The sequence below is a fragment of the Acidovorax sp. ACV02 genome (assembly GCF_014851475.1).
Taxonomy (GTDB): Bacteria; Pseudomonadota; Gammaproteobacteria; order Burkholderiales; family Burkholderiaceae_C; genus Acidovorax; species Acidovorax delafieldii.
In genome coordinates this window covers 1-22521 of the sequence record NZ_JACUZU010000009.1, presented here as the reverse complement: position 1 = coordinate 22521, position 22521 = coordinate 1, and the positions used below count along the sequence as shown (strand labels likewise).

Below are 22521 nucleotides of genomic sequence, written 5' to 3'. Positions count from 1 at the left end.
CTTCCGCAATTTTTACCTTGGCACGGGCCCGTTCGGCCCTCAAGCACGATGACTGATCTCTCCAGCGGCGCAACCAGTGCGCCCCTCGCCTCCGGCGGCCCTTCCACGCCCCGCGTGTTCACCCTCAGCGACTTCGACTTCTCGCTGCCCCCCGAACTCATTGCCCAGCACCCCGCGCCCGAGCGCAGCGCCTCGCGCCTGCTCGACGGCCGCGCCATGCAGCCGGTGGACCGCATCTTTCGTGAGCTGCCCGGCCTGCTGCGCGAGGGCGACCTGCTCGTATTCAACGACACGCGCGTGGTCAAGGCGCGCATCTTTGGCGAGAAGGCCAGCGGCGGCAAGCTGGAGCTGCTGATCGAACGCGTGTTGCCCGCCGAGGCTGGCAACCCGGGTAACGAAGTCGTGGCCCACATGAAGGTCAGCAAGAAGCCCCTGCCCGGCAGCGTGGTGCACATGGCCGGTGGCCGCAAGGCGGGCGGCTTTGACGCGCAGTTGCTGGGCCGCTGGCCCACCGAGGACGGCCCGCTGTTCCGCTTTGCGCTGCACGGCCCCGCAGGCGAGTCGCCCTGGGAGCTGATGGACCGCCACGGCCACCTGCCGCTGCCGCCCTACATCGAGCGCCAGCAAAACACCGACCACGACCCCGACGAGGCCGAGGACAGCCAGCGCTACCAGACCGTGTTTGCCCGCAACCCCGGCGCCGTGGCAGCGCCCACGGCCGCGCTGCATTTTGACGAAGGCGTGCTGGCCGACCTGGCCGCACGCGGCATCGAGCGCGCCAGCGTCACGCTGCATGTGGGCGCAGGCACCTTCCAGCCCTGCAAGACCGAGAACCTGGCCGAGCACCAGATGCACAGCGAGTGGTACGAGATCCCGCTGGCCACGCTGGCGGCGCTGGAGCGTTGCCGCCAGCGCGGCGGCCGCGTGGTGGCCGTGGGCACCACCACCGTGCGCACACTCGAATCCTGGGCGAAGACGGGCCAGGCCTCTGGCGACACCAACATCTTCATCACACCGGGCTTTGCATTTCAGGTGGTGGATGTGCTGATCACCAACTTCCACCTGCCCAAGAGCACGCTGATGATGCTGGTGAGCGCGTTTGCGGGCTACGCCCACATCATGGGCGTGTACCGGCACGCCATTGCGCATCAGTACCGCTTCTTCAGCTATGGCGACGCCATGCTGCTGGAGCGTGCGCGCGGCACGCCGTGAGTCCCCCCGGCCCTGCGCCGTCGACCAGTCCTGCAGCCCGCCGACGTGCGGCGCTGGCGGGCATCGCGCTCGCCGTCACGGCCTGCGCGTTCTTTGCGCTGCTGGACACCGCGAGCAAGCTGGTCAGTGTGGGTGTGCCCATCGTCATGGCGCTGTGGATGCGCTATGTATTCCAGTCGCTGCTGACCACGGCCTTCGTGCTGCAGCGCGCGGGGCGCACGGCGCTGCGCACCACACAGCCCCGCTTCCAGGCCTTGCGCGGCGCGCTGTTCGCCATGACCAGCCTGTTCGGCTTCATCAGCCTCACGGCCCTGCCGCTGGCGGAGTTCACGGCCATCGTGGCCACGGTGCCGCTGTGTGTGACGGTGGTAGCGGCCCTGTGGCTGCACCAGCCGGTGAGCCCTTTGCGCTGGCTGCTGGTGGTGACGGGCCTGGCGGGCACGCTGGCCATCATCCGGCCCGGCGGTGATGCCTTCACCTGGGCGCTGCTGTGGCCGCTGTGCATGCTGGCTGCGGGCACCGGCTACCAGGTGCTGAGCAGCAAGATGGCCGGGCACGAGAGCCCCGCTACCACGCAGCTCTACACCAGCTGGATCGCCACCGCGCTGGTGTCGCTGGGCGTGCCGTTCTTCTGGCAGCCGGTGAGGGACCCGTGGCTGTGGGCCGGCATGTTCACCATGGGCCTGTCGAGCGCGGTGGGCCACATGCTGCTGCTCAACGCCTATGCGCGCACCACGCCGGTGACGATTGCGCCGTTCCTGTATTCACAGATCGGGTTTGCCATGCTGGCGGGCTGGCTGGTGTACCGCCATGTGCCCGATGCGCGGTCGATGGCGGGCATTGCGGCCATCGTGCTCAGCGGCGCGGCCAGCGCCTGGCTGACCGTGCGCGAGACACGTTAAGCACCAAAACAGCCGGTAGCGCTAGTGCAATATGCCTGAGCAGCTATATATTCAATAGCATCAAGCCCACCGCCTGGGCATGGATCAGAACGCCACCGCGTGCCCGTCCTTGCGCGGGTCGGAGCCCGCGATGTAGCTGTTGCCGTTCTTAAGCACCAGTTGGGCGCCGCCAAAGGCGAACACGCCGTTGCCCTCTTCCACCGTCACCTCGTGCCCGCGCGCGCGCAGCGCGGCGACCACGGCGGGGTCGAACCCTGGCTCCACCGCCACACCCTTGCCGCCGGTGATGCGCCAGCGCGGCGCATCGGCGGCTGCCTGCGGGTTCTGGCCGTAGCGCAGCACGCGCAGCGCCATCTGCGTGTGGCCCTGGCTCTGCATGGGGCCGCCCATCACGCCGAAAGCCATCTGCGGCGTGCCGTCGGCATGCATGGCAAAGGCCGGGATGATGGTGTGCGAGGGGCGCTTGCGCGGCGCCACCTGGTTGGCATGGCCCCGGATCAGGTTGAAGCCGTGGCCCCGGTTCTGCAGGCTGATGCCCGTGCCCGGCACCACCACGCCCGAGCCAAAGCCCATGTAGTTGGACTGGATGAACGAGACCATCATGCCCGACGCGTCGGCTGCCGCCAGGTACACCGTGCCGCCGGGGCGTGGCGCGCCATAGCCGGGGTCGCCAGCGCGCGTGGTGTCGATCAGCGCGGCGCGGCTGCGCAGGTAGTCGGGGTTCAGCAGCGCATCGGGCTTGACGTGCATGGCGTCGATGTCGGCGTTGTACTGGTGCAGGTCGGCAAACGCGAGCTTCATGGCCTCGATGCTGGCGTGCACGGTTTCCACGTCGTCCAGCGGGTGCTTGCCAATGCCATGCGCGTCGAGCATGCCCAGCGCCATCAGCGCCGCAATGCCCTGGCCGTTGGGCGGAATCTCATGGACCACCGAGTCGCCAAACCGCTGCTGGATGGTGCCCACCCAGTCGGCCTGGTGGGCGGCCAGGTCGGCCATCGTCATGGCGCCTCCGTTGGCTTGCGCATGGGCGGCGATGCGCTCGGCAATCACGCCCCGGTAGAAGGCCTCGCCCTCGGTTTCGGCAATCAGCTCCAGCGTGCGCGCATGGGCGTCACTGCGAAAGATTTCACCCGCCTGGGGCACGCGACCATTCGGCATGAAGCACTCGGCAAAACCGGGCTGCGTGCCCAGCTTGGCAGCGCCCAGCGCCCACAGGCGGGCGATGGTGGGCGACACCGGAAAGCCGTTGCGCGCGTAGTCGATGGCGGGCTGGGCCAGTTGTGCAAACGGCAGCTTGCCCAGGCGCTTGGACAAGGCCACCCAGGCCGACACGGCACCCGGCACGGTGACGGCGTTCCAGCCCGTTTCAGGAATGCCGCCCAGCTTCTCGAAGTATTCAGGCGTCCATGCCGCAGGCGAACGGCCCGAGGCATTGAGGCCGTGCAGCTCCTTGCCATCCCACACGATGGCAAACCCGTCGCTGCCCAGGCCGCAGCCCGTGGGCTCCACCACCGTGAGCGCCATGGCAGCGGCAATGGCGGCGTCCACCGCGTTGCCACCCGCCAGCAGCATGCGAAGGCCCGCCTGCGCGGCCAGCGGCTGCGAGGTGGAGACCACATTGCGGCCCATGACCGCGCTGCGGTTGGAGGCGTAGGGAAGGGACCAGTCGAGAGAATTGGAATTCATAAAGCGTGTGTCTCCAAGGCCCATGTCCGGTGAGCCAGACACGGGTAGAACAGGCATGGCGCAGGCGAGAGACGCCGAGAAAGGGCCGCCCCGCACCGAGGGCGTCGTCCCCCTTGGGGGAAGGCGCCGAAGGCGACTCAGGGGGGTTAATCGATATTTATTTTGTGTTGGCGAATCACCGTCGCCCAGCGATTGCTATCGGCCTGCACCATGGCACCAAACTGCGCGGGCGTGCGCGGTGCGGCGGGCTCCACGCCCAGCTTGGCCAAGCTCTCGGCCACTTCGGGAGCCTGCACGGCTTTGGCAAAGGCCTTGTGCACCTTCTCCACCAGCGCGGGGGATGCCCCGGCAGGCAGGTACACACCAAACCAGGTCACCGACGAATAGCCGGGCAGGCCAGATTCGGCCAGCGTGGGCAGCTCAGGCGCCAGGGTGCTGCGCTTTTCGCTGGTCACGGCCAGCGCGCGCAGGCGGCCGGCCTTGGCGTGCGGCATGCCGGTGGGCAGCGAGTCAAACAGCACATGCGTCTGCCCGGCAATCAGGTCAGGGATGGCCAGGGCCGTGCCCTTGTAGGGGATGTGCGTCATCTCCACACCCGCCTGGGCGCTGAAGGCGGCCGTGTTCAGGTGCACGATGGTGCCGTTGCCGCTGGTGGCGTAGTTGAGCTTGCCGGGGTGGGCCTTGGCGTAGGCAATCAGTTCACCCACGGTCTTGACCGGCAGGCTGTTGGTGACCAGCAGCACGCTGGGTGCGTCGGCCACATGGGCCACCGGCGTGAAGTCCTTGCGCGGGTCATAAGCCAGCTTGGGCATGAGGTGGGGCGAGATGGCATGTGTGCTGCTCGTGGTCAGCAGCAGGGTGTAGCCGTCGGGTGCGGCCTTGGCCGCCTCGGCCGTGCCCAGGGTGCCGCCAGCGCCGGGCTTGTTGTCCACCACCAGTTGCTGCCCCAGGTCGGCCGCGACGCGCTGGGTAACGGTACGGGCCACCAGGTCGGTCGCGCCGCTGGCGGGGAAGGGCACGATCACCCGCACAGGGCGATCCGGCCAGTTGGCTTGTGCCTGCGCGGCAGATGCCAGCACCAGCAGGCCGGCCAGGCCCCAGACACCACGGCCCCAGGAAAGTAGACGCATACAGAGCACTCCCGCAAAGAAATCGGACACAACAGAGGATGGAACCATCTTAGGAAGCTGCGCCTTGCTTGACCACCAGCATTTCAGCAAGCTGCTTTGCCACCACGGCAAACCGGCGCATACTGAACACCTCCCTCTCCGCCCCTTCCTCCATGCGTCCCCACCTGCTGCAAGACACCACCCTGCGCTACTTTCTGGCCGTGGCGCAGAGTGGATCGCTCACCGAGGCTTCGGCCCGGCTGCATGTGGCCGCCTCGGCACTGAGCCGCCAGATCGCGGGGCTGGAAGCCCAGCTGGGCACGCCCCTCTTTGAGCGCCACCCGCGCGGCATGGTGCTGACGGCGGCGGGCGAGATCCTGGCGGTGCACGCGCGCCGCACGTTGCTGGACGCCGAGCGCGCGCTGGGCGAGATCGGCGCGCTGCAGGGCCTGCGTGCGGGGCAGGTGCGTCTGGCCACATCGGATGCGTTCGCGAACGAGCTGGTGCCGCGCCTGTGCGTGGAGTTCCAGCGCACGTACGCAGGGGTGCAGTTCAGCGTGATCGCCTTGCCCACCGCCCAGGTGCCCGACGCCGTGCGCAGCGGCGCAGCCGACATCGGCCTGTGCTTCAGCCGCGCACCGCACAAGGACATCGACGTGGCCTACCGCCAGAGCGCGCCGGTGCTGGCCCTGCTGCCCCCGGGCCACCCACTGGCCAGCGCAGGCAGCGTGACCCTGGCGCAGATGGCCGGGCACCCCCTCGCGCTGCCCCCGGCCGAAACCACGGTGCGCCAGATGATCGACATCGTCTGCAGCCGCCAGGGCCTGCAGCTCGAAGCCGTGCTCATCAGCAACCACGCCAAGACGGTGGTCAACTTTGTACAGCTGGGCGGCGGCCTGTCCGTAGCCAGCGAGATCGCCGTGCGCCACCTGGTGGCCGAAGGCGCCATCGTGGCCCTGCCCATCAGCGACCCTGGCATGGACCTGCGCGACATCGAACTCCAGACCCTGGCCGGGCGCAGCCTGCCGGTGGCGGCGCAGGCGTTTCTGGAACTGCTCAAGGAACAGCTGCCGGGCGAAGAGCCTGCTGACAATCGGTCCCCGGCGAGATCGTGAACAGGCGCTGAGGCACTCCGGTCACTGCGGCTGCCAGAGGTGGGCCAGCCGCATGAACCCGTGAGTGTGCGGGTCCTCCCGCGCGACGATGTGGTCTGCCTCGCCGGTGCGGGACAAGTCCACCACCCGCTGTTCGATGTGCGAGCCAGAGCGCAGCGAGAAGAACACGCGCACCCGGGGCGCCGTCAGGGCCTCGGGGTTGTGCTCCACCACCACGGCGAGCCTGTGCGAGGCCAGACGCACCAGCGACCCCACCGGGTAGATACCCACCACCCGTACGAAGGCGTGCAGGATCGACGGGTCGAAATGCCCCTCCCACTGCGCCATCCGCGCCAGGGCCATGGCCGGGTCCCAGGCGCTCTTGTAGGCCCGCTCGGAAGTCACCGCGTCATACACATCGCAGACCGCCGCCATGCGTGCCAGCAGGCTGATCTGTCCCTGTGGCAAGCCATGCGGGTAGCCGCTGCCGTCCATCTTTTCATGGTGGTGCAGACAGACGTCGATCACGGAGTCCGGTACCTGGCCACCACGACGCAGGATCTCCACCCCGTGCTGCGGGTGCATCTGCATCACCCGGAACTCTTCGGGCGTGAGCTTGCCCGGCTTGTCCAGGATGTGGCCAGGCACCCGCAGCTTGCCCACGTCGTGCAGCAACCCGCACATGCCCGCCTCCCGCACCTGGTCGGGCGCCAAACCCAGTTGGCGCGCCAGCGCGATCATCAAGGTGCACACCGCCACGGAATGCGCGAAGGTGTAGTTGTCCTTGCTTTTGAGGCGCACCAGCCCGATCAGCGCTCCGGGCTGCGTCGCCACCGCCGCCGTCAGCTCATCCACGATGGCCAAGCTGTGGTCCAGGGATATCGCCTGCCCCGCACGGGCCTGGCAGAACAGCGCCCGGACCACCTCGCGCGCCTTCACTGCCAGCCGTTCGGCGCGGTGGGGCGGGGTCACCGCATCGCCCCGGGCCGGGATGTGGTGCTGCCGCGATGCAGCCTGCGTGGCAGGGGCGGCTGGCAGGTCCGCCGGGGTGTACGCACCGCCCTCGCGCACAGATGCAGCCCCGGCAGCCACATCCGCGCCGCGCGAGACATCGATCCAGCAATGCGCCACCCCACTGCTGCGCAGGGCCAGGACATCGTCCTCACCCTGCAGGGCAAACCGGCTGCGCCAGAAGGGATGGTCCATCCACGACGCATCCAGCGCGTGCACAAACATGCCTGGCAGGGCCTGATCGACCGGAATCCTTTTCAACACAGGGGCACCATCCATTGCGACCTACCTGGCATGGGGAACCCGGCGGGGTTCAGCCCATGCCACTCCCCACCTTGTTCAGTAACGCGTCCAGGCATCCCCATCGCCTGCCGAGGCCGCCTGTCGGGCGGTAGTACCGGCGCCCGGTACCGCCTTCTGTGCCGCGCGTGGCAGTGCAGGGGCCAGCCGCTGTGACGCCCCGGGCGCGGCAAGACCGGTCGCGGGGGCGGGTCGCTGCGCATCCGGCCCCAGGCGAAACACGGCCACCGCCTGCACCAGTTGCTGGGCCTGGCTGTTCAGGCTGTCTGCGGCGGCGGCCGCCTCTTCGACCAGGGCGGCGTTTTGCTGGGTCACCGTGTCCAGCTGGGTCACGGCTTCGTTGATCTGGCTGATGCCTGCAGTTTGCTCCTGCGTGGCGGTGGTGATGTCGCCGATCAGGTCGGCCACGCTGCGCACCTGGGCCACCAGGGTGTCCATCACCTGGCCGGCATCGTTGACCAGCTGGCTGCCTTTCTCGACCCGGCCCACGCTGTCCTCGATCAGGCCCTTGATCTCTTTCGCCGCCGCTGCGCTGCGCTGGGCCAGGCTGCGCACTTCGCTCGCCACCACGGCAAAACCACGGCCCTGCTCGCCTGCACGCGCCGCCTCCACCGCAGCGTTCAGCGCCAGGATGTTGGTCTGGAAAGCGATGCCGTCGATCACGCCGATGATGTCGGAGATGCGCTGGGACGATGTGTTGATCTCTGCCATCGTCGCCACCACCTGCCCCACCACGCGGCCGCCATCGTGGGCCGCCGCGCTGGCGCTGCGCGCAAGCTCGGCCGCCTGGCGCGACACGTCGGCACTGCTTTGCACGGTGCTGGTCAGCTCTTCCATCGAGGCCGCCGTCTCCTCCAGGTTGCTGGCCTGCTCCTCGGTGCGCTGGGACAGGTCGGCATTGCCCACCGAGATCTGACCGGCGCCCGTGGCAATGCTGTCGCTGGCCTCGCGCACCGTACCCACCACGCTGCGCAGCGAGCGCTGCATGTCGTGCATCGCAGCCACCACACTGCCCGCCCCGGCACGCGATGTATCGATGGGCAGAGACAGGTCCCCGGCAGCGATGGCATTGGCAGCCTGCGCCACAGCGGCCGGCTCGCCGCCCAGCGCGCGCGTGAGGCTGCGGGTGAGGGCCACGCCAATCGCGAGCCCTACCAGGGCACCACCGGCCGTCAAGGAGATCAGCAGCACGCGGATGCGGCCGTAGATCGCGTCCGTCTCATCGTTGAGCGCCTTGGCGTCGCTGCGCTTGCGCTCGACCAGCTTGCCCAGCAGGTCGTCGGCCTTGTCGGCCAGGGTGCGCACTGCGCGCATCTTGTCGGTGGAGGCGCGCACGTTGGCCAGCTCCTCCTCCTTGAGCAAGGCCGCGACCTGGTCCAGCCCGGCTGCGTAATCGCGCAAGGCAGCGCCAGCGTCCCGTGCCAGGGCCTTGCCGCTGTCGGTGACGAAGTACTGGGCGGAGCGCTCCAGTTCGCTCTGTGCCTGCGACACGCTCTCGCCGGCAGCCTGCAATTGGGTGGCGCGCTCCTGCTCCGACACCGCCAGCAGCGCACTGCGCATGGCCCGCCCGGCGACGACAAGGTTGATGTTGGCTTCGGTGGCATGCAACATGCCAGCGATCTCGCGCTCATACATCAGCTGGGCCAGGTCATTGATCTGGGACGATTTCTGGACTCCGTTGATCCCGATCACCGCCCCCACGGCCGCGACGGCGAGAAACCCGCCAATCAGCTTGCTCCCTACCGAAAGCTTCTTGAACCATTCCACGACGTCATTTCCTTTGCTGTGTTCTTGTCGATGGCAAGACACCGTGGATGCTCCGCGCCACAGCCACCCGGCGGCGGCATGCGCCGCCGGGCCCGCAGACCTCCCCCCGACTCAGCGGGATTGTCCAAACACAGCCTGACTACCGTCTACACGATTCGCGCAGTTGTGTGCATGTTTAACGCAAAAGTAACCTCCAGGTGTTTATTTGGCAGCCATTGACCGCAAGGTCTGCTTGTACACTGCGCCACCCAGGAACTCGATGCAGAGCCCAAGGCTCACACCCGGCCACCTCTGGTTTTCTTCCCGCATTCAGCGGTATCGCGCTCTGAACCCAACGTCCGTCCCGTCCCCTTTGCTGTTCGGCAACGACCGTTGCGCCACCTTCTCCACCCCCGCAGCGTTCGGAGAATCGGTCCTGCCCCTGTGGCCCAAGCTCCAGGATTGCGATGCACAGCCACGGGACAAAGCCTTTGCGGGCCAGTCGGCCTCCGTGGTGCTGCCCGGCATATCCGCCATAGCCGCGTCGTTTACGTCGCTGCGTGTTGCGGTGGAAGACAACACGCGCGCCTCCGTGTCCTTCAAGCTGCAAGGCCACAACGAGTTGCGGGTGCAGAACCAGAAGCTGGAGCTGACCGGCCCCCGCTGCGTGTTCATTCCGGCGGGTTCTGGCCCCCAGGAAGCCGTCGGCCAGGGCCAGAACGTGCTCATGCTGCAACTGGACCCCCAGGGGCTGCACATGGCGGCGCGCGCATTGCGGGGTCTGGAAGCGGGGTGCCCGGTCGACCTGGACCATGGGCGGGTCCGCTTTCTGACTTCGCAGATGGGCCCTTCTCTGGAGGCCCTGGCGCGGCACATCGGGGCCACCATCCACCTGCACCTGGACCAGCCAGAGCTGCTGCATCGGCTGGGTTTTCAGGACTTTGTTTACCGCCAGCTGGTGCTGCTGTTCCGGCCGGACTGGCTGACTGCGGAGACCCGCCCACCCCGCCCGGGCAGCCTGCGCGAACGCGTGGCCGTGGACAAGGTGTGCGATGCGATGCTGGCCGAGCCCGGGGCTCGCTTCACCCTCAGCGAGCTGGCCCAGCTGGGCTGCCTGTCGGTCCGGGCGCTGCAATACGCGTTTCAGCACCGGTTTGGGCAGTCCCCCATGCAGTGGCTGCGCGACCAGCGGCTGGCGACCGCGCGCCAACACCTGCTTCAGGACAGCGCGGACAGCATCGCGCAGATTGCCATGGATTGCGGGTTTGCCAGCGCCAGCAGCTTTTCAGCGTTCTACCGTGAGCGCTATGGCGAGTCACCTGCCCAGACCCGCACGCGAAGGGTTTGAAAACCGAAAGGGCGGCCCATGACCCCTGGGGGCCGCCGTGCAAGGGCTCAGTAACCGTGCTGCGCGCGAAAATCCCGCGCCTTGCCAAAGTGCCCGTTGCCAATGAAGGGCACGGGCGGGCGCAGCGCCGATAACGGCGAGGGGTGGTTGGACGTGAGCACCAGGTGCCCCCGGTCTGCGGGAATCCACGCGCGCTTTCCCTGTGCGTGCGAGCCCCAGAGCATGAACACCACCGGACGCGGGCCCTCGGCCACGTGGCGGATGACGGTGTCAGTCAGCTTTTCCCAGCCCTTGCCCGCATGGCTGGCGGCCTGGCCCTCTTCCACCGTGAGGCAGGTGTTGAGCAGCAGCACGCCATTCTTTGCCCACTTGACCAGGCTACCGCCGGGGTTCGGGAACGGGGGAAAGGCCACCCCCAGGTCGCGCTGCATTTCCTTGAAGATGTTCTGCAGCGAGGGCGGCAGCCGCACGCCCGGCGCCACGGAAAATGCCAGACCCTCGGCCTGGCCCCGGCCGTGGTACGGGTCCTGCCCCAGGATGACCACGCGCACGTCTTCGGGTGGCGTCAGGTCCAGCGCGCGCAACGGCTGGGGCGGAAAGATCGCAGCCCCGGCCTGCAGCCGCGCCTGCAAGTGAGCGAGCAACGCCTGCCCACGCGCGCCTGCAAAAAAGGCGTCCACCAAAGGTTGCCAGCCAGGGGCCACCGGCCAGTCGGCGGGTTGGGCCGTCTGGAGTTGCGTGGCGGGCATTTCAGAGGAATTCATGGCGAAATGGGTTGGTAGCGCTAGTTACATATGCTCCAGCAGCTATCAAAAACATAGTGATTGATCACAGTCAAGCGAACAGCTTGGCCAGCGCCAGGCCGGGGTCATCCGCCCGCATGAAGGCCTCGCCCACCAGGAAGGCGTGCACACCCGCGTCGCGCATGGTCTTCACGTCGGCGGGCTTGAGGATGCCGGACTCGGTGACCAGCAAACGGTCCGCAGGCACATCCTTGAGCATGCCCAGGGTGGTGTCCAGCGTGACTTCAAACGTGCGCAGGTTGCGGTTGTTGATGCCCACCAGCGGGGTCTTGAGCTTGAGCGCCCGCTCCAGTTCGGCGCGGTCGTGCACCTCCACCAGCACCGCCATGTCCAGGCTGCGGGCAATGGCCTCGAAGTCAGCCATCTGGGCGTCATCCAGGCTCGCGGCGATCAGCAGGATGGCGTCGGCGCCCATGGCCCGCGATTCGTAGATCTGGTACGCATCCACCATGAAGTCCTTGCGCAGCACAGGCAGCAAGGTGCTGGCGCGGGCCTGCTTCAGGTAGTCGGGCTGGCCCTGAAAGAACTGCCGGTCGGTCAGCACCGACAGGCAGGCCGCGCTGACCTTGCCATCGCCTTCCATATAGCTTTGCGCAATGTCAGCGGGCTCGAAGTCAGCGCGCAGCACGCCCTTGCTGGGGCTGGCCTTCTTGACCTCGGCAATCACCGCCGCCTGGCCCTTGGCGATCTTGGCCCGCAGCGCGCCTTCAAAGTCGCGCGTGAGCACGCGGCTCTCGGCATCGGCGCGCATCGCGTCGAACGGCAGGCGCTTCTTGGCGGCGGCCACTTCTTCGTGCTTGACGGCCACGATCTTGTTGAGGATGTCACTACTCATGGTTGGCTGCCTTGTCGGTTTCGGTGGGCTCAGCGGAGCCCTGTTTCAGAATGCGGGTGAACACGCGGTGCATCACGACCCCGGCCACGATGAACAGGGCAGAGACGCCCAGTGCGATCCAGGTGCCCGGGTCGTGCCACATGGCGGGGTCAGGCCGCCGTATCAGACCGCTGTGGCCAGCGCATGCGTGCGTGTGACCACCTGCTCCAGCTTGGCGAGCGCGGCGCCGGAGGCAATCGCAGCGCGTGCCTTGGCAATGCCCGTCTGGATGGACTCGGCCACGTTGGCGGCGTACAGGGCCACGCCTGCATTCAGGCAGACGATGTCCTGCGCGGCACCGGGTTCGCCCTTCAGCACGCCGATCAGCATCTCACGCGACTGCTCGGGTGTTTCGACCTTGAGGGCGCGGTTGCTCGCCATAGGCAGGCCGAAGTCTTCAGGGTGGATCTCGTATTCGGTGATCTGGCCGTTCTTCAGCTCACCGACCAGCGTGGCGGCGCCCAGGCTCACTTCGTCCATGCCGTCACGGCCGTACACCACCAGCGCGTGTTCTGCGCCCAGGCGCTGCAGCGCGCGCACCTGGATGCCGACGAGGTCGGGGTGGAACACGCCCATCAGGATGTTGGGCGCACCGGCCGGGTTGGTCAGCGGGCCCAGGATGTTGAAGATGGTGCGCACGCCCAATTCCTTGCGCACCGGGGCCACGTTCTTCATGGCCGGGTGGTGGTTGGGCGCAAACATGAAGCCGATGCCGACTTCAGCGATGCACTGGGCGATCTGCTCGGGCTTGAGGTTGATGTGGATGCCCAGGGCCTCCATCACATCGGCGCTGCCGCTTTTGCTCGACACACCGCGCCCGCCATGTTTGCTGACCTTGGCGCCCGCGGCGGCGGCCACGAACATCGAGCAGGTGGAGATGTTGAAGGTGTTGGCACCGTCGCCGCCCGTACCCACGATGTCCACCATGTGGGTCGCGTCCTTGACGTGCACCTTGGTGCTGAACTCGCGCATCACCTGCGCGGCAGCGGTGATCTCGCCGATGGTTTCCTTCTTCACGCGCAGGCCGGTGATGATGGACGCGGTCATGACGGGCGAGAGTTCGCCGTTCATGATGAGCCGCATCAGGTGCAGCATCTCGTCGTGGAAGATTTCGCGGTGCTCGATGGTGCGCTGCAGCGCTTCCTGGGGGGTAATGGGCATGGAATGTCTCCTGGTATTTATGCAGAGGGCTGGTCTGTGAAGGCCAGCTTGAGCCCGAAGCCGATGAACATGGCACCGGCCACGCGGTCCAGCCAGTACATGCCGCGCTGGATCACCCCGGCGCGCCGTGCCATCCACGATGCCGCCAGCGCCCAGCCCACATTGACGGGGACGGCGTTGAGGTTGAACAGCACGCCCAACAGCACAAAGGCCAGCGCCTTGTTGTCCGCGCCCGGCGCGATGAACTGCGGCACAAAGGCCAGGAAGAAGATCGCGACCTTGGGGTTGAGCACATTGGTCCAGAAGCCACCGAGGAACACCTTGCGCAGCGGTGTGTGCTGCGCAGGGGCCGCCTGCGCGGCTGCCAGCGCTGCGCTGTTGCCCCCATCGGCACCGGGCTTGGACAACAGCATGCGCACACCCATCCACATCAGGTACGCTGCTCCGATCCACTTGAGCACGGTGAACGCCGTGGCCGATGCGGCCAGCAGCGCACCCACGCCCACGGCGGCCGCAAAGATGTGCACAAAACACCCAGCCGTGATGCCCAGGCCCGCCACGATGCCCGCGCGGGTGCCGGACTTGAGCGCGTTGGTCACGATGTAAAGCACATCGGGGCCTGGCGTGAGGTTGAGCAGCCAGCCTGCGGCGATAAACATCACCAGCTGGTGGGCGTCGATGAAGCTCATGCGCGCTGCTCCAGAAAGTTCTTGAGCATGGCGTGGCCGTGTTCGGTGAGGATGCTTTCGGGGTGGAACTGCACGCCTTCGATCGCCAGCGTCTTGTGGCGTACGCCCATGATCTCGCCGTCCTCCGTCCAGGCCGTCACCTCCAGCACATCGGGGCAGGTGGCGCGCTCGATGGCCAGCGAGTGGTAGCGGTTGACGGTGAACTGCTCGGGTAGCCCCGCAAACACGCCCTTTTGCGTGGTGGTGATGACGCTGGTCTTGCCGTGCATCAGCTCCTGCGCGCGGATGATGTTGCCGCCGAAGGCCGCGCCAATACTCTGGTGGCCCAGGCAAACGCCCAGGATGGGCAGCTTGCCGGCAAAGTGCTTGATAGCGGCCACCGAGATGCCCGCTTCCGCAGGCGAGCAAGGCCCGGGTGAAATCACCAGGCGGTCGAGCTGGCCCGCGTTGAGGCGCGCCTCGATCTCGGCCACGGTGATCTCGTCGTTGCGGAACACCTCGACCTCGGCGCCCAGTTCACCAAAGTACTGGACGATGTTGTAAGTGAAGCTGTCGTAGTTGTCGACCATCAAGAGTTTCATGCGGCGCTCCCGGCAAGGGCGGGCTCGCGCAAACGGGCGAACTCGCGGTGTTCATAGGCAATGCAGGCTTCCATGAGGCTGCGGTAGATGGCTTCCATCACGTCGGCGTCGCCGCCTTCGGCCTGGGCGCGCTCGCGCACGCGGGCCACGATGGCCTCGATGCGCGCTTCATCGCGCACCTGTTCCACACCTTGCTTGATGCGGGCGGCCTGGGTCATGTAGCCCACGCGCTCCACCAGCAAGGGCACCAGGACGTCGTCCAGCGCGTTCACTTCGCGGCGCACGTCCTGCATGGTGGCGCAGGGTTTGACTCGGGTGATAGCGAGGGTCATTCCAGCCCCTCCTCGACCAGTTCGGCGGCGCGCAGCAGCGCACGGGCCTTGTGTTCGGTTTCTTTCCATTCCAGCTCGGGCACCGAGTCAGCCACCACACCGGCTGCCGCCTGCACGTAGAGCGTTCCGTTCTTGATGATGCCGGTGCGGATCGCAATCGCCACGTCCATGTCGCCCGCGTAGCTCAGGTAGCCGCAGGCGCCGCCGTACAGGCCGCGCTTGGTGGGTTCCAGCTGGTCGATGAGTTCCATGGCGTGCACCTTGGGCGCGCCGGTGAGTGTGCCGGCGGGGAAGGTGGCCTTGAGCACATCCATGCTGGTCATGCCGTCGTGCAGGATGCCTTCCACGTTGCTCACGATGTGCATCACGTGGCTGTAGCGCTCCACTGCAAAGGCCTCGGTCACCTTCACGGTGCCCGTTTTGGCAATGCGGCCGATGTCGTTGCGCGCCAGGTCGATCAGCATCACGTGCTCGGCACGTTCCTTGGGGTCGTTGATGAGTTCAACCTCGGTGGCCTTGTCCTTCTCGGGTGTGGCGCCGCGCGGGCGGGTGCCCGCCAACGGGCGGATGGTGACCTTGGTGCCTTCGTCGGTCTTCTCCTGACGCACCAGGATCTCGGGGCTGGCGCCCACCACATGGAAGTCGCCAAAGTCGTAGAAATACATGTACGGCGACGGGTTCAGCGAACGCAGCGCGCGGTACAGCGACAGGGGCGACTCGGTGTAGCGCTTGTGGATGCGCTGGCCCACCTGCACCTGCATGAAGTCGCCCGCAGCGATCAGCTCCTTGGCGCGCTCCACGGCGGCCAGGTAGTCAGCCTTGGCAAAGTCGCGCTGGGCGGGGTGGCTTTCGGTGGCCCTGACCACGGGGGCACTCACCGAATACTTGAGCTGCTCTTTCAGCTCGCGCAGGCGCTTCTTGGCCTTGGCGTACGCCTCCGGCTGGGCCGGGTCGGCGTAGACGATGAGGTAGAGCTTGCCCGAGAGGTTGTCGATGACGGCCAGCTCCTCGCACTGCAGCAGCAGAATGTCGGGGCAGCCTAGGGTATCGGGTGGGCAGGTGGTCTCCAGCTTCTTTTCGATGTAGCGCACCGCGTCGTAGCCGAAGTAACCGGCCAGGCCGCCACAAAAACGCGGCAGGCCGGGGCGCAAAGCCACTTTGAAACGCTTTTGGTAGGCCTCGATGAAATCGAGCGGGTTGCCTTGCGCGGTCTCGACCACCTGACCGTCGGTCACCACCTCGGTCTTGGCCTGGTCGCCAAAGCCGCTGGCGCGCAGCAGGGTGCGGGCGGGCAGGCCAATGAAGCTGTAGCGCCCGAAGCGCTCGCCGCCCACCACGGATTCGAGCAGGAAGCTGTGCTTGCCGCCGTCTTTGGTGTGCGCCAGCTTCAAATAGAGCGAGAGCGGAGTTTCCAGGTCCGCAAAGGCCTCGGCCATGAGCGGAATGCGGTTGTAGCCTTCGCTGGCCAGGCTTTTGAATTCAAGTTCTGTGATCACGGGGAGGGCTCCCAGCTGTCGCAGCGCGTGTCCCTGTGCAATGGAAAAGGGGCGCTGCGGTCCATTCAATCGGCCTCACCGCATTCGGGTGGAGGCCACGGGTGCACGCTGGGGCTGCTGCCCAGGTGCCATCAGGCGTTCAAAGCGACAGGCTGACGCCAGGGCCAGGCTCCCCGGTCGCTGCAACCTGTGATGAACACGTGGTGAATGAACATGGGCCAAAGTGTAGCAAAGCTTTTTTAGCGGGCTGATTTGACAGCCCTCACAGCGAGATCGCACAACCGCTCGAAAACCCTGTTGCGGCCCGACAGGAGCGCTGCAACAATTTGAAACGAACGACCGTTCTTTTTTAGGAGCTGCGCATGAAATTCCTGACGCGATGCGCTGTGATGGCGGGAGCTTGCCTGTTGGCAGCCAGTGCCATTGCCCAGCCCATTACCGTGGCCGACGTGAAATACGAAGAAACCGCCAGCCTGAGCGGCAGCACCCTGCAGCTCAACGGCGCAGGGGTGCGCTACAAGGCAGTGTTCAAGGTATACACGGCGGGGCTTTATCTCGAAAAGAAAGCTGGCACACCCGCCGACGTCATGGCCCAGAAGGGCCCCAAGCGCATGAGCATCACCATGCTGCGCGACATCGACTCCACCGAGCTGGGCAAGCTGTTCTCGCGCGGCATGGAGGACAACATGGACCGCGCGGCATTCTCCAAGCTCATTCCTGGCGTGCTACGCATGAGCCAGATCTTCTCGGACCACAAGAAGCTGGTGGCGGGAGACCAGTTCCAGATCGACTGGATTCCGGGTACCGGCACCATCATCACCGTCAAGGGCAAGCCGCAGGGAGAGCCCTTCAAGGAACCCGAGTTCTTCAACGCGTTGCTGGGTATCTGGCTGGGCAATGCGCCAGCTGACTGGAAGCTCAAGGACGCGTTGCTGGGCAAGACCGCCCAGTCATCGTCCTAGTCCTCCTAGGGCAAACACCCACGCCCTCCCGGCAAAGGCTGTCGCGCGCCCGACAGACGCGCCCCCTACCCGGGAGTAGCCTGTGCCTCAGTCCCCGCCTCAGCCATTGCCCAACCTTTCCAGCCCTTTTTGACAACGCGACAACCGGCCTCCCGCTGCGTGCACCCGCAGCGCCCGAGGCCACGGCCTGAACCGAGCTTTGTGCGCTATCCGCGCCCCGCAACGAGCCGTCTGTAACGCCCCTTCTGCCCCCAGCCCCCTTACGCGCCAGACACCACCATGAAACTCAGCAACCTTTCCGTCGGCCTGCGCCTGGGCGCATCCTTCGGCGCCATTCTTCTCATCACGGCTCTAATTGCGGCCACAGGGATGTGGCGCATTGCCAGCCTGCAAAGTGCCAGCGAGCGCGTCGCCACGCAGGAGATCGAGCAGCAAACCCTTGTGGAGGACTGGGCGTCAGACATCCGGCTGAACTGGGTACGCACCGAGGCCTTCCTCAAGGCCATCGACCGCGACTACATGGACAAGCTCACCGCCGATACCCAGGCGACGGCGAAGGGCATGGAAGCCAAGGTCAAGCGCATTGAGGCACTGGTGCAAGGCGACCAGGCCAAGGGGCTTCTGGCCGCAATTGCGACGGCCCGGCAGGCCTACAACGACAAGCTCAACGAAATCCGGGAACTGCACCGCGGTGGCGAACCCAACGTGCCCGCCCTCGTGGACAAGGACCTGCGCCCGCTGGCCGACAAATACCTTCAATCCCTCGACGACCTGCGCAAAACCATGGCCGCCCAGCTGGCCGAAAGCCAGGCAGACACCTCCACCCTGGCCAAAGCCAGCCAGGTGCTGTTGGGCGTAGGCACGCTGGTGGCCGTCGCGCTCGGCGCATTGATGGGCCTGACCGTCACGCGCTCCATCGTGCGCCCCTTGCAGCAAGGCCAACAAGCCGCCGAAAGCATTGCAGATGGCGACCTGACCCACCCCATTACCACCAGCGGCAATGACGAAACCGGCCAGTTGCTGCAGGCACTGTCCACCATGCAATCGCGCCTGGCCACCATCGTGGGCAACGTGCGCAACAGTGCCGAGGGCGTGGCCACGGCCAGTGCCGAGATTGCATCCGGCAACAACGACCTGAGTGCCCGCACAGAACAGCAGGCCAGCGCACTGGAGGAAACCGCAGCCTCCATGGAAGAGCTGGGCTCCACCGTGCGCCAGAACGCCGACAACGCCCGCACCGCCAACCAGCTGGCCATGAGTGCCAGCACCGTGGCCGTGCAGGGCGGAGACGTTGTGGCCGAGGTGGTGGACACCATGAAGGGCATCAACGACAGCAGCCGCAAGATCGCAGACATCATCAGCGTCATCGACGGCATCGCCTTCCAGACCAACATCCTGGCGCTGAACGCGGCTGTGGAGGCCGCACGCGCGGGCGAACAGGGTCGGGGCTTTGCCGTGGTGGCGGGCGAGGTGCGCAGCTTGGCACAACGCAGCGCCGAGGCCGCCAAGGAGATCAAGGGTCTGATTGGGACCAGCGTGGAACGCGTGGAGCGCGGCACGGCCCTGGTGGACAAGGCCGGCGCCACGATGACCGAAGTGGTCAGCGCCATCCGGCGCGTGACCGACATCATGGGCGAGATCAGCGCTGCCAGCAGCGAACAAAGCCAGGGCGTCTCACAGGTCGGCGAGGCCATCACGCAGATGGACCAGGCCACCCAGCAAAACGCCGCCCTGGTGGAACAAAGTGCGGCCGCCGCCGACAGCCTCAAGACCCAGGCCGGCCAGCTGGTGGATGCCGTGGCGGTCTTCCGCCTCTCGGACAACGCCACGCGCCACACCAGCACCGTGCCCGCCCCCGTGCGCAGCAATCCCCCCGCGTCATCACGTCTGGACTACCGCAGCGTGGCGCCGCGCCAGCTGACCGCCTGAACAGGCAGGCTCGGCCAGCTCAGGCGAGCTGCGCCAGCGCATCCACAAAACCATCGGCATCCACGGCCCGCACGGGCTGGCCGTGGTTGTAGCCATAGGTGACCAGCACCACCGGGCAGCCCGCAGCCCGCGCGGCCTGCGCATCGTTGCTGGAGTCGCCCACCATGAGCGTGCGCGCGGGGTCGGTACCCAAGGCTTCGCAGGTCTTGAGCAAAGGCAACGGATCGGGCTTCTTGCGCTCGAACGAGTCGCCACCGAAGACCTTCTCGAAATAGCCGTCAAGCCCCTTGGACTGCAGCAAGGGCAGCGCAAAGTCCCGGGGCTTGTTGGTCAGACAGGCGAGACGCAGCCCCCGGGCGCGCAAAGCCTGGAGCCCCGCCTCCACACCGTCATACACCCCGGCATACTGACCATTGATGGCGAGATAGTGGCGTTGGTAGCTGGCCCAGGCCGATGGATAAAACGCTTCAATTTCAGTAGCAACAGAGGCATGATTTATCTGCGCCAGCACGTGGTGGAGCACTAAACGTAGCAAATGCTCCGACCCCTTGCCCACCATGTGTTCGATGGTCTGTGCCGCAATCGACGGCAGCTCCAGTTCGCGCAGCATGCGGTTCAGTGCCTCGTTGAAATCACCCATGGTGTCCACCATGGTTCCGTCCAGGTCGATGATGGCGGCGTCCACGCCGGTGTGGTCTATCGGAATAAAGTTCACAAATGCGAAATAGAGTTTGCAACTTTTCGGATCGTAAGGCCTAGCGCCTCGGAATAGAGTTTGCAATCGATGGTCACGTTGCCCGCAGCCACGGCACAAGCTGGCGCAAGCTGACCTGCATGTGGGCCAGGCCGACGGCTTTGCAGGGCGGATTCTGCCCGACAGCGAGGGACCCTAGCGGGCCCTAAGCGGTCGAAACTCAACCCGTGGTCTCTGGCATAGCACCAGGCGCAGTTAGCGCCACTTCTCCAGACGCATACCGGTAATCAATGGCGCCACTACAGCAACGAGCCAGACTACTTTGCTCGTCATGGGATCAGCCAAGGGTGCTAGAACCCAAGCAGCAGGAATCAACACCGATGCGCAAAGAAACACCGTACGCCGATGAAAAACGCTAGCAATGTAGTGCTGACAGACCGGGCAGATGTCCGGGTGCGACTTCGTCGGAGGAACGAAGCCGATTTCGCGATTACACCAAGGACATTTCATAGTAGCTGTGACAACTAAGTTCGACTGTTGGCCGCGATGCGGAGTGTTGCGGCTTCTTCTGGTCGGTTTGAACGGCATCAGCCAGCGGCCGGTATTGGCCGGTTTCTGCCCCACGCTGAGGGACGCTAGCGGGCGGCCCTCAACCACCTTTTAGAAGAACCACCCGTAAGCTGACTTTGGCTTGCCGCACGCTGCTGTTGGAAATCCCGATGTCTGCTAGCTGCAAAACTATAGTTGGCTGAGTTGACGCTGCCGCGCTTCGCAGAATTCTTATACCTGGATGATTGCACAGGCGATCCCTTGCAACCCTGTGCTGCAAGCCGCTTCCGGCAAGGGCCGTGCCCAGGATATCCCGCATGGTCCAGTTTATTCCGCAGATTTCGCGGGATACATTACGTTGGAACTCACCGTGGCCATCTTTCACAATCACGCACGCCCATGAAAACATCCGATAGAACACGCGCTTGGCTCGTCGCACCACTTATTGCTTCCACTGTGGTCGTGGGCTCAGTCCGGGCAAGCTTCGCACAATCGAGCCAAGAGTTTCCGACGCAGCGCGAGTGGGCATACGGTCAGCAGCCGGATCTTCATACGGGCGATCTCCAGCCAGAGGCTACGCTTATGAGCCGGAACACGTTGCCACGTCCCGCCGAGACGAAATTGACCAACTACGGATACATCTCGGTACGCAATGACCCCCGACGGCCTGTGAAGGTTGCGTTGACTATAGAGAAGCGGCTGCAGGGAGCAGGTGCGATGGACTGCAAACCATCCGGTTGCATAGTGAAGGTTCGTTTTGGCACAGCTTCTCTTATGAGATTCCGTGCTCTACCTGGCAAAGACTGGCCTGAACAGATCGTTCTAGAGGATGGAGCTGCATTTGCGAGAGAGGCGTCTCGGACCGCCGGAGCAATCGATGTGCAGTTCACCGACTTGGAAAACGGGACGGTCATTTATCACTTTGCGTCCGCTGCTCCACTGAGAATGGAGAGGTTAACGCCACTGCAGAAGTGAAGAAATTTGGCGCCTCTTCGGCAGATTGCAATGTATGTTCTTGAGCTACGAAATGAGGCCTAACTTATAGGGCGTACAGACACGTTAAGCATCCACTTTAATCTGCCGCTACAGACCGCTCCTGGCAGGATTTGAGCACCGCTCACCTCCCGTTTGTTGTCCAAATGCTCAGATCCCGCACGGTTTTACCGCTGCTTGCAGAGATGGGGGCCCAAACAGAAAGGGCTCCCAAAGAGAGCTCGATCTGCCTGCCCGCCCCTGCGGCTCAGTTAACACTCCCCATGGCAACAGCACCCGCAAATGCAAAGTGCCACCACCATGGGAAGTCCCGCAACTGCTTCAAACCAACTCAAGCAGTTGGTCTACCAGATTACATGGCGTTGAATTCACCCGAGGGTACTGACGGACGAGTTTTCGTGAAAGTGAGCGACGTTTGTCATCTGCTAGGGATGGCTACCAGCAGCAACCTAAGAGTAGGCCAGCGATTGCGAGACCTAGAGAAGCTGCGGTAGGCGAGCGCACTACAGATACACCGTGCTTGGGGTGTGACGGATAGACCTTTGACAGATGCTAGATCGCCTGCCGCTCGATGCGGTTCACGTTAGTTTGGCCCTGTACAGTGTTGATTTCCACGCAGAAGTGACCCACTAATCCCCATGACTGATCGGAAGCAATCTTAAAACTGGGAGCTGGCTTTCCTGTTTAGGCTGTGAGGTTCAGGGCCAGCATGTTGGCAATACATACTTGGGGCTTGGCATTGACGATTTGCCCTACTACGGTACGAGGTACGTGAGTCGAACCTTCGACGATCAGATCATGCACCCCAACATGTGCGAAGCGCTTATCGTTACTCATACACCTTCCGGCCTCATTGACCATTTCCAGAGCTATTTCAGGCTCGACGTAGCCCAACAAGCCCACAACGCCGTTGGTCTCGTAAGTGTTAGAGCCGATCCAATCCTGACCACCAGGGGATGCGGACAAAAACTTGGACTACCAGGAGGTAGTTCATGTATTCCTACGAAGATCGAATCCGAGCCGTTGAGCTCTACATCAAGCTGGGCAAGC

At 65.2% G+C, this 22521-nt stretch carries 20 protein-coding genes; 6 read left to right on the top strand and 14 right to left on the bottom strand.

All coding sequences use genetic code 11. The features are described 5' to 3' along the window. The first annotated feature begins 48 nt into the window (after nucleotides 1-48). Nucleotides 49-1212: a tRNA preQ1(34) S-adenosylmethionine ribosyltransferase-isomerase QueA gene (gene queA, locus IB236_RS20255; protein ID WP_192421962.1), complete on the top strand. Its 1164-nt coding sequence runs from the start codon at nucleotides 49-51 to the stop codon at nucleotides 1210-1212. Further along, nucleotides 1209-2114 (top strand): DMT family transporter, encoded by a 906-nt coding sequence (locus tag IB236_RS20250; RefSeq protein ID WP_192421959.1) that lies wholly within the window; start codon nucleotides 1209-1211, stop codon nucleotides 2112-2114. The genes queA and IB236_RS20250 overlap by 4 nt, the downstream gene beginning before the upstream one ends. 84 nt (nucleotides 2115-2198) lie before the next feature. On the opposite strand, the gene IB236_RS20245 is transcribed toward IB236_RS20250, so the two are convergent. Both IB236_RS20245 and IB236_RS20240 read right to left on the bottom strand, forming a co-directional pair. Then, entirely contained in the window at nucleotides 2199-3800 is a 1602-nt protein-coding gene (locus IB236_RS20245; protein WP_099731948.1) for a gamma-glutamyltransferase family protein, read from the bottom strand. Nucleotides 3801-3946: 146 nt separating this feature from the next. Continuing rightward, nucleotides 3947-4930 carry a tripartite tricarboxylate transporter substrate binding protein gene (locus IB236_RS20240; RefSeq protein ID WP_099731947.1) on the bottom strand — a complete coding sequence of 328 codons (984 nt, stop codon included), beginning with the start codon at nucleotides 4928-4930 and terminating at the stop codon, nucleotides 3947-3949. Nucleotides 4931-5082: 152 nt separating this feature from the next. Here IB236_RS20240 and IB236_RS20235 point away from each other — a divergent pair, with 152 nt between their 5' ends. Next, a complete protein-coding gene (locus tag IB236_RS20235; protein ID WP_192421958.1) occupies nucleotides 5083-6024 on the top strand; it encodes a LysR family transcriptional regulator in 942 nt (313 codons plus the stop codon). A 21-nt stretch (nucleotides 6025-6045) separates the two neighbouring features. Here the strand turns inward: IB236_RS20235 and IB236_RS20230 are convergent, their stop codons facing one another. Further along, nucleotides 6046-7278 (bottom strand): HD-GYP domain-containing protein, encoded by a 1233-nt coding sequence (locus tag IB236_RS20230; protein WP_099732323.1) that lies wholly within the window; start codon nucleotides 7276-7278, stop codon nucleotides 6046-6048. A 75-nt stretch (nucleotides 7279-7353) separates the two neighbouring features. Continuing rightward, complete coding sequence (locus IB236_RS24525; RefSeq protein WP_192421956.1) at nucleotides 7354-9081, bottom strand: methyl-accepting chemotaxis protein; 1728 nt, start codon at nucleotides 9079-9081, stop codon at nucleotides 7354-7356. A gap of 352 nt (nucleotides 9082-9433) precedes the next feature. Between IB236_RS24525 and IB236_RS20220 the strand changes: the two genes are divergently transcribed. Continuing rightward, complete coding sequence (locus IB236_RS20220) at nucleotides 9434-10408, top strand: helix-turn-helix domain-containing protein (protein WP_158236095.1); 975 nt, start codon at nucleotides 9434-9436, stop codon at nucleotides 10406-10408. Between the two features lie 47 nt (nucleotides 10409-10455). Here IB236_RS20220 and IB236_RS20215 read toward each other — a convergent pair whose 3' ends face one another. The 8 genes from IB236_RS20215 to trpE form a co-directional block, all read right to left on the bottom strand. Then, on the bottom strand, nucleotides 10456-11172 hold the full coding sequence (locus IB236_RS20215) for a uracil-DNA glycosylase (protein ID WP_192421954.1): 717 nt from the start codon (nucleotides 11170-11172) through the stop codon (nucleotides 10456-10458). A gap of 70 nt (nucleotides 11173-11242) precedes the next feature. Beyond that, complete coding sequence (gene trpC, locus IB236_RS20210; RefSeq protein ID WP_108497475.1) at nucleotides 11243-12046, bottom strand: indole-3-glycerol phosphate synthase TrpC; 804 nt, start codon at nucleotides 12044-12046, stop codon at nucleotides 11243-11245. Then, a complete protein-coding gene (locus IB236_RS20205) occupies nucleotides 12039-12188 on the bottom strand; it encodes a hypothetical protein (RefSeq protein ID WP_192421952.1) in 150 nt (49 codons plus the stop codon). The genes trpC and IB236_RS20205 overlap by 8 nt, the downstream gene beginning before the upstream one ends. 20 nt (nucleotides 12189-12208) lie before the next feature. After that, entirely contained in the window at nucleotides 12209-13246 is a 1038-nt protein-coding gene (gene trpD, locus IB236_RS20200; RefSeq protein WP_056747856.1) for an anthranilate phosphoribosyltransferase, read from the bottom strand. 17 nt (nucleotides 13247-13263) lie between these two features. Continuing rightward, nucleotides 13264-13935, bottom strand: a complete 672-nt coding sequence (locus IB236_RS20195; protein WP_192421950.1) for a LysE family translocator — start codon at nucleotides 13933-13935, stop codon at nucleotides 13264-13266. Beyond that, on the bottom strand, nucleotides 13932-14516 hold the full coding sequence (locus IB236_RS20190; RefSeq protein WP_056065297.1) for an aminodeoxychorismate/anthranilate synthase component II: 585 nt from the start codon (nucleotides 14514-14516) through the stop codon (nucleotides 13932-13934). Before IB236_RS20190 ends, IB236_RS20195 begins: the two co-directional genes overlap by 4 nt. Continuing rightward, nucleotides 14513-14848: a chorismate mutase gene (locus tag IB236_RS20185; RefSeq protein ID WP_108499139.1), complete on the bottom strand. Its 336-nt coding sequence runs from the start codon at nucleotides 14846-14848 to the stop codon at nucleotides 14513-14515. The genes IB236_RS20190 and IB236_RS20185 overlap by 4 nt, the downstream gene beginning before the upstream one ends. Beyond that, complete coding sequence (trpE, locus tag IB236_RS20180; protein WP_192421948.1) at nucleotides 14845-16344, bottom strand: anthranilate synthase component I; 1500 nt, start codon at nucleotides 16342-16344, stop codon at nucleotides 14845-14847. The genes IB236_RS20185 and trpE overlap by 4 nt, the downstream gene beginning before the upstream one ends. 362 nt (nucleotides 16345-16706) lie before the next feature. Here trpE and IB236_RS20175 point away from each other — a divergent pair, with 362 nt between their 5' ends. Together IB236_RS20175 and IB236_RS20170 are read left to right on the top strand one after the other, a co-directional pair. Next, a complete protein-coding gene (locus tag IB236_RS20175; protein WP_015016056.1) occupies nucleotides 16707-17306 on the top strand; it encodes a chalcone isomerase family protein in 600 nt (199 codons plus the stop codon). A gap of 279 nt (nucleotides 17307-17585) precedes the next feature. After that, nucleotides 17586-19235, top strand: a complete 1650-nt coding sequence (locus IB236_RS20170) for a methyl-accepting chemotaxis protein (protein WP_192421946.1) — start codon at nucleotides 17586-17588, stop codon at nucleotides 19233-19235. A gap of 19 nt (nucleotides 19236-19254) precedes the next feature. Here the strand turns inward: IB236_RS20170 and gph are convergent, their stop codons facing one another. Together gph and IB236_RS20160 are read right to left on the bottom strand one after the other, a co-directional pair. Then, nucleotides 19255-19950 (bottom strand): phosphoglycolate phosphatase, encoded by a 696-nt coding sequence (gph, locus tag IB236_RS20165; protein WP_192421944.1) that lies wholly within the window; start codon nucleotides 19948-19950, stop codon nucleotides 19255-19257. 2205 nt (nucleotides 19951-22155) lie between these two features. Next, nucleotides 22156-22437, bottom strand: a complete 282-nt coding sequence (locus tag IB236_RS20160; RefSeq protein ID WP_192421938.1) for a hypothetical protein — start codon at nucleotides 22435-22437, stop codon at nucleotides 22156-22158. Nucleotides 22438-22521 lie beyond the last annotated feature (84 nt).